The 14,467-nt window shown below is 35.6% G+C and carries 16 protein-coding genes; 10 read left to right on the plus strand and 6 right to left on the minus strand.

All coding sequences use genetic code 11. The annotated features are described in order from the left end of the window. Positions 1-144 precede the first annotated feature (144 nt). The 4 genes from BM260_RS16095 to BM260_RS16110 all read right to left on the minus strand — a co-directional run bounded on the left by BM260_RS16095 (position 145) and on the right by BM260_RS16110 (position 2,824). A complete protein-coding gene (locus tag BM260_RS16095; protein ID WP_093538381.1) occupies positions 145-723 on the minus strand; it encodes a hypothetical protein in 579 nt (192 codons plus the stop codon). 12 nt (positions 724-735) lie between these two features. Further along, positions 736-1,860: a flavodoxin-dependent (E)-4-hydroxy-3-methylbut-2-enyl-diphosphate synthase gene (gene ispG / locus BM260_RS16100; RefSeq protein WP_093538382.1), complete on the minus strand. Its 1,125-nt coding sequence runs from the start codon at positions 1,858-1,860 to the stop codon at positions 736-738. A gap of 93 nt (positions 1,861-1,953) precedes the next feature. After that, positions 1,954-2,274 carry a hypothetical protein gene (locus tag BM260_RS16105; protein ID WP_093538383.1) on the minus strand — a complete coding sequence of 107 codons (321 nt, stop codon included), beginning with the start codon at positions 2,272-2,274 and terminating at the stop codon, positions 1,954-1,956. Positions 2,275-2,323: 49 nt separating this feature from the next. Continuing rightward, positions 2,324-2,824 carry a DUF1189 family protein gene (locus tag BM260_RS16110; RefSeq protein WP_093538384.1) on the minus strand — a complete coding sequence of 167 codons (501 nt, stop codon included), beginning with the start codon at positions 2,822-2,824 and terminating at the stop codon, positions 2,324-2,326. Between the two features lie 171 nt (positions 2,825-2,995). Here BM260_RS16110 and BM260_RS16115 point away from each other — a divergent pair, with 171 nt between their 5' ends. From BM260_RS16115 to phoU, 10 genes are all read left to right on the plus strand, one after another. Further along, positions 2,996-4,627, plus strand: coding sequence for a Na/Pi cotransporter family protein (locus BM260_RS16115; RefSeq protein WP_093538477.1), 1,632 nt, complete (start codon positions 2,996-2,998; stop codon positions 4,625-4,627). After that, positions 4,627-5,106, plus strand: coding sequence for a DUF456 domain-containing protein (locus tag BM260_RS16120; protein WP_093538478.1), 480 nt, complete (start codon positions 4,627-4,629; stop codon positions 5,104-5,106). Before BM260_RS16115 ends, BM260_RS16120 begins: the two co-directional genes overlap by 1 nt. A 119-nt stretch (positions 5,107-5,225) precedes the next feature. Next, positions 5,226-5,834 carry a superoxide dismutase gene (locus BM260_RS16125; protein ID WP_093538385.1) on the plus strand — a complete coding sequence of 203 codons (609 nt, stop codon included), beginning with the start codon at positions 5,226-5,228 and terminating at the stop codon, positions 5,832-5,834. A gap of 126 nt (positions 5,835-5,960) precedes the next feature. Next, positions 5,961-8,162, plus strand: a complete 2,202-nt coding sequence (locus BM260_RS16130) for a peptidoglycan D,D-transpeptidase FtsI family protein (RefSeq protein ID WP_093538386.1) — start codon at positions 5,961-5,963, stop codon at positions 8,160-8,162. A 445-nt stretch (positions 8,163-8,607) separates the two neighbouring features. After that, positions 8,608-9,588: a PstS family phosphate ABC transporter substrate-binding protein gene (locus BM260_RS16135; protein ID WP_093538387.1), complete on the plus strand. Its 981-nt coding sequence runs from the start codon at positions 8,608-8,610 to the stop codon at positions 9,586-9,588. 53 nt (positions 9,589-9,641) lie between these two features. Then, a complete protein-coding gene (locus BM260_RS18845) occupies positions 9,642-9,773 on the plus strand; it encodes a hypothetical protein (RefSeq protein WP_281249765.1) in 132 nt (43 codons plus the stop codon). 73 nt (positions 9,774-9,846) lie between these two features. Next, the gene (gene pstC / locus BM260_RS16140) at positions 9,847-10,704 is read left to right on the plus strand and encodes a phosphate ABC transporter permease subunit PstC (protein WP_407691724.1); all 858 of its coding nucleotides are present in this window, start codon (positions 9,847-9,849) and stop codon (positions 10,702-10,704) included. 1 nt (position 10,705) lies between these two features. Then, on the plus strand, positions 10,706-11,584 hold the full coding sequence (gene pstA / locus BM260_RS16145) for a phosphate ABC transporter permease PstA (RefSeq protein ID WP_093538389.1): 879 nt from the start codon (positions 10,706-10,708) through the stop codon (positions 11,582-11,584). Between the two features lie 26 nt (positions 11,585-11,610). Next, positions 11,611-12,414 (plus strand): phosphate ABC transporter ATP-binding protein PstB, encoded by an 804-nt coding sequence (gene pstB, locus BM260_RS16150; protein WP_093538390.1) that lies wholly within the window; start codon positions 11,611-11,613, stop codon positions 12,412-12,414. 18 nt (positions 12,415-12,432) lie between these two features. Beyond that, a complete protein-coding gene (gene phoU / locus BM260_RS16155; RefSeq protein WP_093538391.1) occupies positions 12,433-13,092 on the plus strand; it encodes a phosphate signaling complex protein PhoU in 660 nt (219 codons plus the stop codon). 461 nt (positions 13,093-13,553) lie between these two features. Here phoU and BM260_RS16160 read toward each other — a convergent pair whose 3' ends face one another. Beyond that, entirely contained in the window at positions 13,554-14,024 is a 471-nt protein-coding gene (locus BM260_RS16160; RefSeq protein WP_093538392.1) for an MltG/YceG/YrrL family protein, read from the minus strand. After that, on the minus strand, positions 14,024-14,374 hold the full coding sequence (locus BM260_RS16165; protein ID WP_093538393.1) for a beta-ketoacyl-[acyl-carrier-protein] synthase family protein: 351 nt from the start codon (positions 14,372-14,374) through the stop codon (positions 14,024-14,026). The genes BM260_RS16160 and BM260_RS16165 overlap by 1 nt, the downstream gene beginning before the upstream one ends. Positions 14,375-14,467 lie beyond the last annotated feature (93 nt).

Raw genomic sequence — 14,467 nt, forward strand, 5'->3', positions numbered from 1 at the left:
TATTTAAGATAGCATTGCTCTAGTTATTTTAATGTTAAAAGTAAACAAGTTCTACCTAATAAAAATAGAGTATAAAACCTCAGCGATTTTATACTCTATTATCTATTTCAGCTAGCCTAACTATTCACATGAAACTCTGAAGTTTTACTTTATAGCCATTGAAAATTCTTTTTCAATCCAGTTATTCGCTTCAATCCAATTATTCACTCGGATAACACGAGATGGTACTGGCAACTGATTATATGGTGTATTAAATAATATTACGGGAATATCAAGTTCTTCACTAATTTCAACGGCATTATCGTGTTTGTCTTCAAAAAATGCATGAACACCATGTCTTCGAGCCGTCTCTATTTTGTTATGTGTGCCAATCAGTTCAATATGATCGTATAACAACTCTTGTTGTTTAAACCAATCTAGTGTAATGTCCATGACATTGTCACCACGAGCAGAGATAAAATATAACTCGTATTTTTCTTTCCAAGCAGATAATACAGCGTGTGCATCTGGTTGAATAGGGGATGTGGCATAAATAGTAGCTTCAGCTTTTTTAAACCATTCGTAAAATTCTTTTTGACTTACTGGAAATGCCTTCGTTAAATCATATTCTTTAATATCTTCTAACTGTAAATTACATTTAAATGCTTCGTTAATATGAGGAAGCAAAGAAGTAGGGGATGTTACTGTCCCGTCTATATCGATACCAAATCGTATATTCGTCAATTACACCATTCCTTACACTTGTGTTTTTTCTTGCTTTTGCTGCTCTTCTAGCTCTTTGTTTGCAAAATATTCTGCAGCAAGTTTGTCTATTTCTACTTTAAGTTCTTCGACCATTGTTTCTTCAGGTACTTTACGCACTGTTTTGCCTTTCATGAATAACAGACCTTCACCACGTGCGCCTGCGATCCCTATATCTGCCTCACGAGCTTCTCCTGGGCCATTAACTGCACAGCCAAGTACTGCAACTTTAAGAGGGGCTTTAATGTGCGAGATATATTCTTCTACTTCATTTGCAATTTTTATTAAGTCGATTTCAATACGTCCACAAGTAGGACAAGAAATTAGCGTAGCTGAATTAGAAGATAGTCCGAAAACTTTTAGTAATTCGCGTGCTACTTTTATTTCTTCTACTGGGTCTGCACTTAAGGAAACACGCATTGTGTTACCGATTCCCATGCTTAAAAGTGTACCCAATCCAGCGGCACTTTTGATTGATCCTGAGAAAAGAGTACCAGATTCTGTAATTCCTAAGTGAAGAGGGTAGTCAAATGCTTCGGATGCTTTACGATAAGCCTCTACAGCCAATGTAACATCGGATGCTTTCATGGAGACGATGATATCATGAAAGTCTAAATCTTCTAGTATTTTAATATGATGTAACGCACTTTCTACCATTCCATCTGCAGTTGGATAACCATACTTTTCTAAAATTTTTCTTTCAAGGGAACCAGCATTTACTCCTATACGAATTGGAATACCTTTTGCTTTAGCTGCATTTACAACTGCTTCCACTTTTTCTTTACGGCCAATATTACCTGGGTTTATACGTATTTTATCAGCACCCTGCTCTATTGCGATAAGTGCTAACTTATAGTCAAAGTGAATATCTACTACTAAAGGAATATTAATGCGTTTTTTTATCTCGCCAATCGAGTAAGCTGCACGTTCATCTGGACATGCGACACGTACGATTTGACAGCCTGCTTCTTCTAAACGTAAGATTTCAGCAACTGTTGCTTCTACATCATGTGTTTTTGTTGTTGTCATACTTTGTATAAATAGCTCGTTGCTTCCACCTATTGTTAAGTTTCCAACTCGTACTGGACGAGTTTTGGAACGATGTATTAATCCGCTCATGAAATTCTCTCCTTCTTGAGGCATATGCCATCACTATTCACCATTTTATCAGTCTTTCCAATGAAATGACAAGAAAGAACGCTCTATTTTACATTATTTACATTCAGTTGACGAAGTATAGGTAGGTAAAAGAACATTTTCGCCTGCTTTAAACGCCTGATTTATAAAATGTGGATTAAGCGTGTAGAAGTCAGTAAATCTCTCCGTATAGGTGATTGTTTCACTAGAAGGATATAGGGCAAATAATGAATGTAGTGTATCTCCAGCCATAACTTCCACAGTTATATAATCTAACTCTTTCTCACATGTTACTGGTTGAGAGGAGTAGGCTAGTGGGATAGTTCCTTCGATCAAATCTACTTTAATAATATAGAAAGAAACTAGTAATAGAATAGTTGCTACAAATATTTTCATAAGAAAACCCCCTTACTCTAATCTATGCGAGGTAAGGGGGTACTATGTATTATCTTTTCACTGGATAGTATTTAGTCGTTAAAAAGATAATTATCAAAGTTAGTGTATAGATTACTAATTGAAGATAGTTGTTTGAAACTTGTAAAATAGCCAAAATAATAGAGATTATCATTGGAATTGTACTTGCAAAGAGAGTAGTTCTCCAAATATGACGAAATTCACCTTTTCTCTTTCTAAGCAGAAGAATAATACTACCTATATATGCAAATATACTTATGCGAACAAAAATTAACAAAGTGTTTAATACAAATAAAAATATAAAGGAGAATGGATATAAAAGCCATTGAATCTGGGAAAAATATTCTAGTAAACCTTCCATCGATTGTTGTTGGTCAGAAATTCCGTTGATGAAATAAATAAAAGAGATAATGGACATGATAAATATATAACTAAATATATATTGCATTACTTTGCCAATCGGTATAAGTCGAAAAGCGGCCATTTTTTTAGGACTATGTAAGCTAGATTGAAATAATTGAAATAAACTCAAATGTTGTCACCCTTTCAATCTCATTCTAACATTAAGCAAATAAAAACATAAAGTAGCATTTGCATTGTTAAGAAATTGTAAAGAATGTTTTAATCTATTTACAATACCTTACTGACTACTGAATAATAGAGAAGTATGTGAAAATTGTCGAAAACGGGAGTTGAGTATAGAGTGGAATTAAATTGGCAGGAAATACTCTTTCAATTTTTTGGTGGGCTGGGTATTTTCTTGTTCGCAATTAAATTTATGGGTGATGGTCTTCAAAAAGCTGCAGGCGATAAACTTCGTGATATTTTAGATAAGTATACGACTAACCCGTTTATGGGTGTATTAGTAGGTATAATTGTTACTGTGCTTATTCAATCTAGTTCTGGTACAACAGTTATTACTGTTGGTTTAGTTAGTGCTGGATTCATGAAGCTCCGACAAGCAATCGGTGTAATCATGGGTGCAAATATCGGAACAACTATTACTGCCTTTATCATAGGTTTCGATGTAGGCGGCTATGCTTTACCTATAATGGCTGTAGGAGCATTTCTATTGTTTTTCTTTAAGAAAAACAAAGTGCAGAATCTAGGCGAAGTTATTTTTGGATTTGGTGGGTTGTTCCTTGGTCTTGAACTAATGAGCGATGGGATGAAACCACTGAGAGAACTGAGCACTTTTACTGATTTTACACTTAGCATGAGTGATAGCCCTATTCTCGGAGTATTAAGTGGGACTATTTTCACGTTGGTCGTACAGAGCTCAAGTGCAACTGTGGCGATTCTTCAAGGACTTTATGCGGAAAACCTTCTTTCTTTACAAGGATCACTTCCAGTTTTATTTGGAGATAATATTGGTACAACTATTACAGCGATACTTGCTTCTTTAGGTGCATCAGTTGCAGCTAAGCGTGCTGCGGCTACACATGTATTATTTAATGTAGTAGGTAGTATTATATTTTTAATATTGTTGACACCTTTTACAATGTACATTGAGTGGATTTCCGGTGTACTTGATCTGGAAAATAAAATGCAAATAGCATTCGCACATGGATCATTTAATGTAGCCAATACAATTATTCAATTCCCGCTTATTGGAGCATGGGCTTATCTCGTTACTAAACTTATCCCTGGTGAGGATGTTTCAATCGAATATAATCCAAAACACTTAGATGTTCACTTTATTGAACAATCACCATCTATCGCTATTGGTCAAGCAAAAGAAGAAATATTGCGAATGGGTGCATTAAGTGTGCAGGGATTAGAAACGACATACGCTTATTTAAAAACAAACCTTAAAAAAGATGCAGATTTAGGTTATCAAATAGAAGATGCATTAAATAACTTAGATCAAAAAATTACAGATTATTTAGTGAAAATCTCATCACAACCTTTATCGGTACAAGATTCTAATAGACATAATATATTAATGGACACAGTTCGGGATGTAGAAAGAATTGGAGATCATTTTGAAAATATCATAGAATTAGTCGATTATAAAGAAGTGAATCGTTTATTCCTTACGGAAGATGCTATAAAAGATGTTTCGGAAATGTTCGAGCTTACAATAGAAACTGTTTCTATATCATTGGAAGCATTAGATACGAGCAATGTCGAATTGGCGAAAAAAGTGTCAGAACAAGAGAATGTAATTGACAAAATGGAACGTCAGTTTAGAAAAAATCATATTCTACGTGTGAACCAAGGCACTTGCTCTGGACAAGCAGGAATTGTTTTTGTTGATATTTTAAGTAATTTAGAACGTATAGGCGATCACGCTTCCAATATTGCGGAAACTGTATTAGGTAAAAGAATATGATAGATATAATTGGTTGGATATTCATCATTTTATGTTTTATCGTTGCTTTTATCGGCACGTTTTATCCTATAATCCCATCGGTTGTGTTTATGCTACTGGGATATGTTGTATATGGATTATTTTTCTCTTTTGCAGAGCTGACCTGGTTGTTTTGGGTAATTCAAATTCTTTTTGTTGTATTACTATTCGGAGCGGATATGGCGGCAAATGCTTTTGGAGTGAAAAAGTTCGGAGGGACCAAAGCTGGAGTGTGGGGAAGTACTGTTGGGCTCCTTTTTGGCCCATTTGTTATCCCTGTAGCGGGTATTTTAATAGGACCCTTTATTGGTGCTGTCTTGGCAGAACTGATTGTGACACGGCTTGGTTTAAAACAAGCGATTAAATCAGGAGTAGGTTCTTTAATAGGATTTTTAACTTCTTCAGTAGTAAAGATTATTGTTTTAGTGATAATGCTTATTGTGTTTATATTCTTTGTGTAATTTCAGTCAAAAGTATGATTATAATTATTTTAGTCGATTTTAATTGAACGATTGTTCATAGTTTGATACGCTAATACATGGAAAGAATTTTCTAAAATATTCTTTAGGAGGAAACAATAATGGCATATGAATTACCAGAATTACCTTACGCATATGATGCACTAGAACCACATATCGACAAAGAAACGATGAATATTCATCACACTAAACACCACAATACTTACGTGACTAACGTAAATAACGCACTTGCAGATCATTCGGATCTACAAGGCAAATCAGTGGAAGAGTTAATCGCTAATTTAGACGCTGTTCCAGAAGCAATCCGTACTGCAGTTCGCAACAATGGTGGCGGACATGCTAACCACTCATTATTCTGGCAAATCTTATCTCCAAACGGTGGCGGAAATCCAACAGGAGAATTAGCTTCAGCAATCGACGCTAAATTCGGTAGCTTCGACGCATTCAAAGAAGAATTCGCTAAAGCTGCTACAACACGTTTTGGTTCAGGTTGGGCTTGGTTATCAGTAGCTAACGGAGAATTAGAAGTTTCTTCTACAGCAAACCAAGATTCACCGATTATGGAAGGTAAAACTCCATTATTAGGTTTAGATGTTTGGGAACATGCTTACTACTTAAACTATCAAAACCGTCGTCCAGACTACATCGGTTCTTTCTGGAATGTAGTAAACTGGGATGAAGTATCTAAACGTTTCACTGCTGCAAAATAAGAATTTTGCTAAAGTAACGTAACATCTATAATAATTGAAACTTTGCACACACTTTTTCGTCTAAAAGTGTGTGCTTTTTATGTTACACTGTTCATATGTAAATTATTTAATAAAGAAGGTGAACTCATGCGAAAAATTCCAAATAAACGTGCACAAAATATGAAGGCTAAACAACGAGCAAATATTACATTTCGTATGAACATACTATTTTTCTCGATATTTATCCTCTTTACTATGCTAATACTCCGATTAGGCTATCTCCAAATTGTTAAAGGTGAAGATTACACCCGAGAATTAGCCCGTACCGAGGAAGTACCAGTAAACACTAGTGTTCCCCGTGGTCGTATTTTCGATAGTGAAGGACGTATAATGGTTGATAATCTTCCACAGCGAGCTATTACATATACCAAAATGCAAACAACAAAATCCGAAGATATGTATGAAATTGCAGAAGAACTAAGTCTATTAATAGAAAAAATACCAGCAGGAATTACAAAGAGTGATTTGCAGGACTTCTGGTTAAAAGAAAATCCAGAGGAAGCTCTCGAGTTAGTGAGTGATAAAGAGAGAAAAAAAATAGAAGCAAATGAAGACTTAGACAAAAAAGAGAAAAGTAAAGAAATCAATCGTTTAACTAGAAGCAGAATTACGGAAGAACAACTGAATTCATTTACCCCCGAACAATTAGAAATCATTGCTATTTATCGAGTGATGGCTTCTGGTTATGCATTATCTCCTCAAATTATTAAAGGAGATGACGTTAAGGAAGAAGTTTCAGTGGAAGAATTTGCGCGGGTTTCTGAAAGACTTGGAGACTTAGAAGGAGTAAACACCACGACAGATTGGCGCCGAGTGAAAAATTCATCACTGGCTATCCTAGGCACCACAACACTACCGAAAATAGGTATTCCAAAAGACCGCTTAGATTATTTTCTAGCTCGTGATTATTCTCGAAATGATCGGGTTGGTACAAGTTATATTGAACAACAGTATGAAGAAGTTCTTCAAGGTCAAAAAAGTGTTGTAAAAAATATTACGGATGGAAAAGGAAGAGTAATTGATATTCAAACTGTTTTTGAAGGAGAGCCAGGCAAAGATTTAGTGTTAACAATGGATAGTGAAGTTCAATTAGCACATGAAGAAATTCTTGCAAAAGAACTACTTAAATATAGCAATAGCTATGGTGGTAAGTATTTAAAGCATGCTTATTTTATAATGATGGATCCTTACACGGGTGAGGTGCTTTCCCTTGTTGGAAAACAAGTCGGGAGTAACGAAAAAACGGGAGCAAAAGAAATTCAAGACTACGCATTTGGTGCATTTACTAATGCATATGAAATGGGATCTACTGTAAAGCCTGCTACTGTACTTACAGGTTATCGCGAGGGTATATATTCCATCAATGCCACGTTAGTTGATGAACCTATCCGGATTAAAGGTTCAGCACCTAAGAGTTCCGTATTTAATAGATCTGGTAGCATTCGAGTGAGTGATTTACAAGCGTTGGAACGTTCTTCCAATGTGTTTATGTTTAAAACTGCATTTGGAGTAGCTGGTAAAAACTATGTGCCTAATCAGTCTATCAATTTTGGAACGGAAGCCTTTCTTAAAATGAGAAGTGGTTATGCTCAGCTTGGACTTGGTTCATTAACTGGTATTGATCTGCCTGGAGAGGTAAACGGGGAGACAGGTGGATTTGCAGATGGTAAGCTACTTGATCTGAGTATTGGTCAGTATGATACGTACACTACATTGCAGCTTGCGCAATTTGTTTCTACCATAGCAAACGGAGGAAACAGAATTCAACCTCATGTAGTCAAAGAGATTAGAGAACCTTCTGAAGATGGTGTTCAATTAGGGTCAGTAGTAAAAGAAATGACTCCAACCATTTTAAATACTGTAGATAACTCACGTGCAGAAATTGAACAAGTTCGTAAAGGTATGCAACGTGTGTATTTTGGTGATAAAGGTACAGCTAGAGGCGCATTTGCAAATGCTCCATTTACAGGTGGAGGAAAAACAGGAACTGCTCAAGCTAGCGAGTATGATCGAGATGCAGGGCATTCATTTAATACTGTAAATTTAACGCATGTTGGTTTCGCACCATATGATAATCCTGAAATTGCATACGCACTTGTTATCCCAGATGCTTCCTTAGAATCATCATACAAAACCAATTTTTCTACAGCAATAGCAAAAGAGCTTGTGGATAAATATTTTGAAATTAAGAAAAAAAATAAAGAGACAACCGAAATCGATTCAACTTCTACTTCTCTTATAAAACCCGCATTTACAAATGCTAAAATTGATGAAGAAGAAAACGATTAATATAATTTACTTAACAAAAAAAGGAAGTGACGAGATCACTTCCTTTTTTTAATAAGAATAAGAAAGTATATAAAAGCAAAGCGTTCTTCTTGAAGTGGGAAATCAATGGCATATCTACATTACTGTTATTTAAAACCGGGCATCTGTTTGCTCGGTTTTTTTATAGCATAAAAGATTTGTGATTGTTAGAAAAAATAACTTTTAACCCAACAAAGTTAGGCGCTAGAAGGTGGAAATTTATCTTCTGGCGCTTTTTTATGTCTAGCATCTTTTTTTCTTCTATATAAAAGTTTTTTACCTTAAGCATTTGCTTTGAACTCTCAAATTTACTCTCACCCCTATTTACAAAAGCTTTACACTCCATTCATACGGTCTAAATATAGAACCTATAAAGTAAATCTTGTAAGTAAAAGAAAACAAAACAACACATAGGGGGATTTACCTGATGAAAAGCTGGAAGTATTTAATGATGACAACAATGGTTGGTTCGGCACTGGCACTAGGAGCTTGTGGAGATGATTCAACTGCAGATGAAGTTGAAAATGAAACTGGTACAGAAGAAGCAGCAGCAACAGGTGATACTCAAGATGAAGCAACTCTAGAAGGACAAGTATCCGGTGATGGTTCAAGTACTGTAGCACCAATAATGGAAGCACTTGTTGAAGAATACGCAGCAGTACAAGAAAAAGTTAAAGTAACTGTGGGTGTATCGGGAACTGGTGGAGGTTTTGAAAAATTCATCGCAGGCACAACAGATTTCTCTAATGCATCTCGTCCGATTAAAGATGAAGAGAAAGCAGAATTAGAAGCAGCAGGAATTGATTATACAGAATTTAAACTTGCAAACGACGGTTTAACAGTTGTTGTAAGTAAAGATAATGATTGGGTTGAAGATGTAACAGTGGAAGATTTAAAGAAAATGTGGATTGAAGATGGAACAACAAAAAAGTGGTCGGATATTAATGCTGAATGGCCAGATGAAGAAATTATTTTCTACTCCCCTGGAACAGATTCAGGAACATATGACTATTTTGATGAAGTAATTTTGGATGAAGCTGACCTTGTAAAAGCAGCAACACTTTCAGAAGATGATAATGTTCTAGTACAAGGTGTACAAGCGGATAAAAATGCAATCGGCTTCTTCGGTTACGCTTACTACTTAGCAAACCAAGATACATTAAAAGCAGTGAAAATTGAGGGTGTTGAGCCAAATAACGAAACAATTGAATCTGGAGAATATTCTCCATTATCTCGCCCATTATTTACGTATGTAAGTAACAAAGCATTAGCAGAAAATGCTGCGTTATATGATTTTATGGAATATTCTCTTGAAAATGCTGGAGATATGGCTGAAGCGGTTGGCTATGTTCGTCTTCCAGATACTGAATACGAAAAGGGTCTATCTACTCTAGAAGCTTTAAAATAAGCGAGTAAAAATTGTAACTTCAATTTGTGAGAGATGTACTTTACTAATAAGGGTTGAAGCATGTGCTATTACAGCCTGTTATACCGGGGAAATTGGTAAACGGAAAAGGTGTGGAATGGGTAGCTTCTGCTACTCATTTCTTGCGTTTTGGTAAAAGGGGGATTCACAGTGGGTCAAAAGCATAGCGCTGACAAGCTTTCAGTACAAGAGCTTATTCAAAATTCAAGTGGTAAAAAGCAGAGAAAAATAATAGAAAAGATGATTCCAATCATCCTTTTATTGATCGCTTCTGTATCTGTACTAACGACATTTGGTATTGTTGGAACACTAATTGTTGAAACGGTCATATTTTTTAAAGAAGTAAAAATACCTGACTTCTTATTTGGTACCGAATGGTATCCATTTGCAAATACTGAACAATTATTTGGAATACTACCACTGATAGTGGGAACTTTAAAAGTTACTGCTATTGCGGTTGTAGTTGCTGTACCCTTTGGTATTGCTTCAGCAATATTTTTGAGTGAGTATGCAACTGATAAAAGTAGAAGAATTATTAAACCTGTTTTAGAAGTGTTAGCAGGAGTTCCAACTATTGTATATGGATTCTTTGCTTTAACATTTGTTACACCTTTACTTCAACAATTTATACCGGATTTAAAAATCTTTAATGCGCTAAGCCCCGGTATAGTTGTAGGGGTTATGATTTTACCAATGATCGCATCCTTATCAGAAGATGCAATGTCCTCTGTACCGAATTCGATACGAGAAGGCGCATTAGCCATGGGTTCTACTAAATTAGAAGTAGCATTAAAGGTAGTTCTACCAGCTGCACTTTCAGGAATAACAGCTTCGGTAGTTTTAGCAGTTTCAAGGGCAATAGGTGAAACAATGATTGTTTCTTTAGCTGGTGGCTCTACACCAAAATTTGATTTAAATATTACAGAATCAATTCAAACAATGACAGCGTATATTGTCCAAGTTTCTTCAGGTGACGCAGGTTACGGTACAACTATTTATTATTCTATCTATGCAGTTGGATTTACGCTATTCCTCTTTACTTTGTTAATGAACTATCTTGCTCACGTTATTTCCAAAAAGTATCGGGAGGAATATTAATATGAGATATGTGAATCATGAAGCAGTAGTAAAGAAAATGAATAAACGATTAATAGTAAATGGTATATTCAAAGCTATCTTTTTAGCAGCAACGTTATTTGCATTATTAGTTTTGGGAGTACTCTTCTACCGCATCATCTCCCAAGGGGTAGGTTATTTAACTCCTGAATTCTTCCAAAACTTTGGATCTCGTGTACCCGAAAAAGCGGGTATTAAAGCAGCGCTAGTTGGCTCAATATGGTTAATGTGTGTAGTTGCTCCAGTATCTATTATTTTGGGAGTTGGGACAGCTATTTATCTGGAAGAATACGCTACAAAAAATAAGTTGAATAATTTTATACGAATGAATATCTCAAATCTAGCAGGAGTTCCTTCTGTTGTATTCGGTTTACTAGGGTTAACAATTTTTGTTCGAGCATTAGCACTGGGAAATAGTGTATTAGCTGCCGGCTTTACAATGAGCTTATTAATACTGCCAGTAATAATTGTGGGGTCGCAAGAAGCAATTCGAGCAGTTCCACAAGATGTGCGTGAAGCTTCCTATGGTATGGGAGCTACAAAATGGCAAACAATCATTAATATTGTATTGCCTTCAGCTATACCGGGAATAATAACTGGGGCAATTTTAGCGCTTTCACGTGCTGTTGGAGAAACAGCTCCTTTGGTAGTAATTGGTATCCCAGTAATTGTTCACTTTCTACCCGATAATTTACTTAGCCAATTTACAGCTTTGCCAATGCAAATTTATGATTGGGCAAAAAGGCCGCAAGAGGCTTTCCAATACGTTTCATCTGCAGGTATTCTCGTACTTATGATATTCTTGCTTCTGATGAACTCGGTTGCTATATTTATTCGAAATAAATTCCAAAAACGCTATTAAATACGATGAATATTAGGAGGAACTAAATGATGGTACAAACGTTGGAAAAAGGGACCGCAAAACAAATGGTAGCTTCTAGCATTGTTTACGATACGCAAAAGTTAAACTTATGGTACGGGAATCATCACGCGCTAAAAAATATAGATTTACAAATTAAGGAAAATGAAGTTACTGCTATAATAGGGCCATCGGGTTGTGGTAAGTCAACATATATTAAAACGTTGAATCGTATGGTAGAATTAGTGCCAACGGTTAAAACATCCGGAGCAATCCTATATCGTGAACGAAATATCTTTGATGCAAATTATGGAGTTGAAGAGTTACGTACAAAAGTAGGAATGGTATTTCAAAAGCCTAATCCTTTTCCTAAGTCCATTTATGACAACATTGCGTATGGACCAAGAATTCATGGTATAAAAAACAAAAAGGTTTTGGATGAAATTGTAGAGAAAAGTTTACGCGGTGCTGCCATATGGGAGGAAGTTAAAGACCGATTAACTACAAATGCCTATAGCCTATCAGGTGGTCAGCAGCAACGCATATGTATCGCTAGATGTCTTGCAATAGAGCCAGATGTTATACTAATGGATGAACCAACATCTGCACTAGATCCAATTTCTACACTTAAAGTAGAAGAACTCATACAAGAATTGAAGCAAGACTATTCCATCATTATAGTGACGCATAATATGCAACAAGCAGCACGTATATCGGATAAAACAGCATTTTTCTTAAATGGGGAAGTGGTTGAATTCGATAAGACAGATGTTATTTTTTCAACGCCTGAAGATAACCGTACAGAAGATTATATATCTGGGCGTTTTGGATGATGAAAGGGGTAATTTAAAATGGTTGGAAGAGAGAAGTTTGATGCAGATTTAAACTTTGTTCAATCTTTGTTACTAGATTTAAGTAATGCAGCTATTGATAATTTAGACAGCTCAATGAATTTTCTTTTTCAGAAAAATATTGAAGGTGCTCTAGCTATACTCGAAAATGATGAGCATATTAACCGTATGGAAGAAGAAATAAATGATCGAGTAATTTTATTAATAGCAAAACAACAACCGGTAGCTACTGATTTACGAAGACTAATGGTACTTGTCAAAATTGCAGCTGATATGGAGCGAATTGGTGATTATGCATGTAATATTGCGAAGGAAACAATTCGTATAGGAAAAGACGAGCATATTGAGCCGATTGTTTTGCTTGATGAAATGCGCAATAAAACGATTAAAATGCTTAAACAAGTTCTGGATGCCTTTACAAACGAGAACATGGAAGAAGCTAAAACTATAGCCAAACTAGATGATGAGGTAGATGAAATGTATGGGCATATTATTAGAACCTTGCTCAACACAGGAGTTAATAATCCTGCTCAACTAAGCCAAGTTACTCAATTATCATTTGTATGTCGTTATTTAGAACGGTCAGCAGACCATGCAACTAATATTGCAGAACGCCTTTTATATTTATTAAAAGGGAAACATTACGAGTTAAATAATTAAATAAGTGATTGTTAAAAAACGGTAGATACCTAAATGGTGTCTACCGTTTTTTTAATGATTTAACGTATAAATTAAATTTTGAGCATTTGACTCAGATATCCAGGTATTAAAAAAAGATCTATAAAATAGATATTACTGATTTCCGTTTCAGGTGGAGAACAAAGGTTAAGAGCACCACGGCCTGTGGGAACACCTTTGTAACCAACATCCTGTTGGCCTCCGGAGGCTTTGCTTCAGCCTCCTAGTATCATTTCTCTAGTTACCCAAAATGCCCTAACCTATTACTAAGGGTTATAGGAGGACGACGGCCAGGCAAACGCCATAAGATTACCGAAAAAAAAGGGCTGCTTTGTTGTGACATCCATCACAAAAAACCAGCATCCCTAAAAATTTCTCGGTAATCGTATAACAATACTTCTGTCCAAAGTCCTTGGAAAACAATAAAAACACGTTTTGACCTTTTAGCGTGTAATAGTTTCAGCAATTTGTTTTAAAGACATGGAGGAATTAAGCTCGTAGTTTCCAACTTGGACGCGTCCTGCTAATCCTTGATCAGACAAATAATTATCCATATCGACTTTATTTAAAATGATGCCAGCATCTGCTAGTTTTTCACTAATTTCAGAAGATGTCATTCCTACTTCGATAGAAAGAGTCATCGATGCAGCTGTAGGAGCTTGTTCCTCTGTTGTTTCAGTTTCAGCAGTTTCCTTGGGAGCAACTGTTTGAACTTGTTGTGCCGCATTTAAATCAAGCTGTAGCTCTGCTAACTGTTTTTTTACTTCAGTAAGTTCCTGTTGTGCCTGCTTATAAGCTTCGTCTGTAGTTGTAGCAGTGGAACTAATACTCTCTTTTTCGACAAGTTCTTCTATTTGAAATGCAGCACCAGCAAGAAATAATCCAATTCCTATATTTCGAATGGTTTTATTCATTACTTACCACCACCAATTACATATTTAACTTCATCAATGGTTAATGAAGAGCGCACGCTAATTTCATTTAACGAAAAACCTTGTTTATGTAGCTCTAAGACTTGGTTTTTTATAATATCATGGATAGCCGGCTTAGTTTGTTTTTTCATTGGTGTAGAGACTTTTGTAGATTCGATCAGTAATTCTTCTTCTATTACTTTAAGTCTACGTTTAATAGTACTTGTTTCCTGATAAACTGTGAATGATAATTCCTCTAACTCCGACTCCACTTTTTTGGAGGGATCCTTGAAGAAAAAAGAAACTGCGATTAGTACAATACCTATAATCATTATAATGATGGAAAAGTCCATAATACTCACCTCTTATTGTTATATTTCTACACTTATACTAACATATTCGAAAAAACTTTGAATAAATTCTTGCATTAATAGTAGATTTTATTT

This window comes from Psychrobacillus psychrotolerans (assembly GCF_900115805.1).
GTDB lineage: Bacteria > Bacillota > Bacilli > Bacillales_A > Planococcaceae > Psychrobacillus > Psychrobacillus psychrotolerans.

Excerpts from the sequence above, each read along its gene's own strand:
- ispG (WP_093538382.1), bottom strand. The coding sequence starts at position 1,860 with ATGAGCGGATTAATACATCGTTCCAAAACTCGTCCAGTACGAGTTGGA.
- BM260_RS16105 (WP_093538383.1), bottom strand. The coding sequence starts at position 2,274 with ATGAAAATATTTGTAGCAACTATTCTATTACTAGTTTCTTTCTATATT.
- BM260_RS16125 (WP_093538385.1), top strand. The coding sequence starts at position 5,226 with ATGGCATATGAATTACCAGAATTACCTTACGCATATGATGCACTAGAA.
- BM260_RS16130 (WP_093538386.1), top strand. The coding sequence starts at position 5,961 with ATGCGAAAAATTCCAAATAAACGTGCACAAAATATGAAGGCTAAACAA.
- BM260_RS16135 (WP_093538387.1), top strand. The coding sequence starts at position 8,608 with ATGAAAAGCTGGAAGTATTTAATGATGACAACAATGGTTGGTTCGGCA.
- pstC (WP_407691724.1), top strand. The coding sequence starts at position 9,847 with ATGATTCCAATCATCCTTTTATTGATCGCTTCTGTATCTGTACTAACG.
- pstA (WP_093538389.1), top strand. The coding sequence starts at position 10,706 with ATGAGATATGTGAATCATGAAGCAGTAGTAAAGAAAATGAATAAACGA.
- pstB (WP_093538390.1), top strand. The coding sequence starts at position 11,611 with ATGATGGTACAAACGTTGGAAAAAGGGACCGCAAAACAAATGGTAGCT.
- phoU (WP_093538391.1), top strand. The coding sequence starts at position 12,433 with ATGGTTGGAAGAGAGAAGTTTGATGCAGATTTAAACTTTGTTCAATCT.
- BM260_RS16160 (WP_093538392.1), bottom strand. The coding sequence starts at position 14,024 with ATGAATAAAACCATTCGAAATATAGGAATTGGATTATTTCTTGCTGGT.
- BM260_RS16165 (WP_093538393.1), bottom strand. The coding sequence starts at position 14,374 with ATGGACTTTTCCATCATTATAATGATTATAGGTATTGTACTAATCGCA.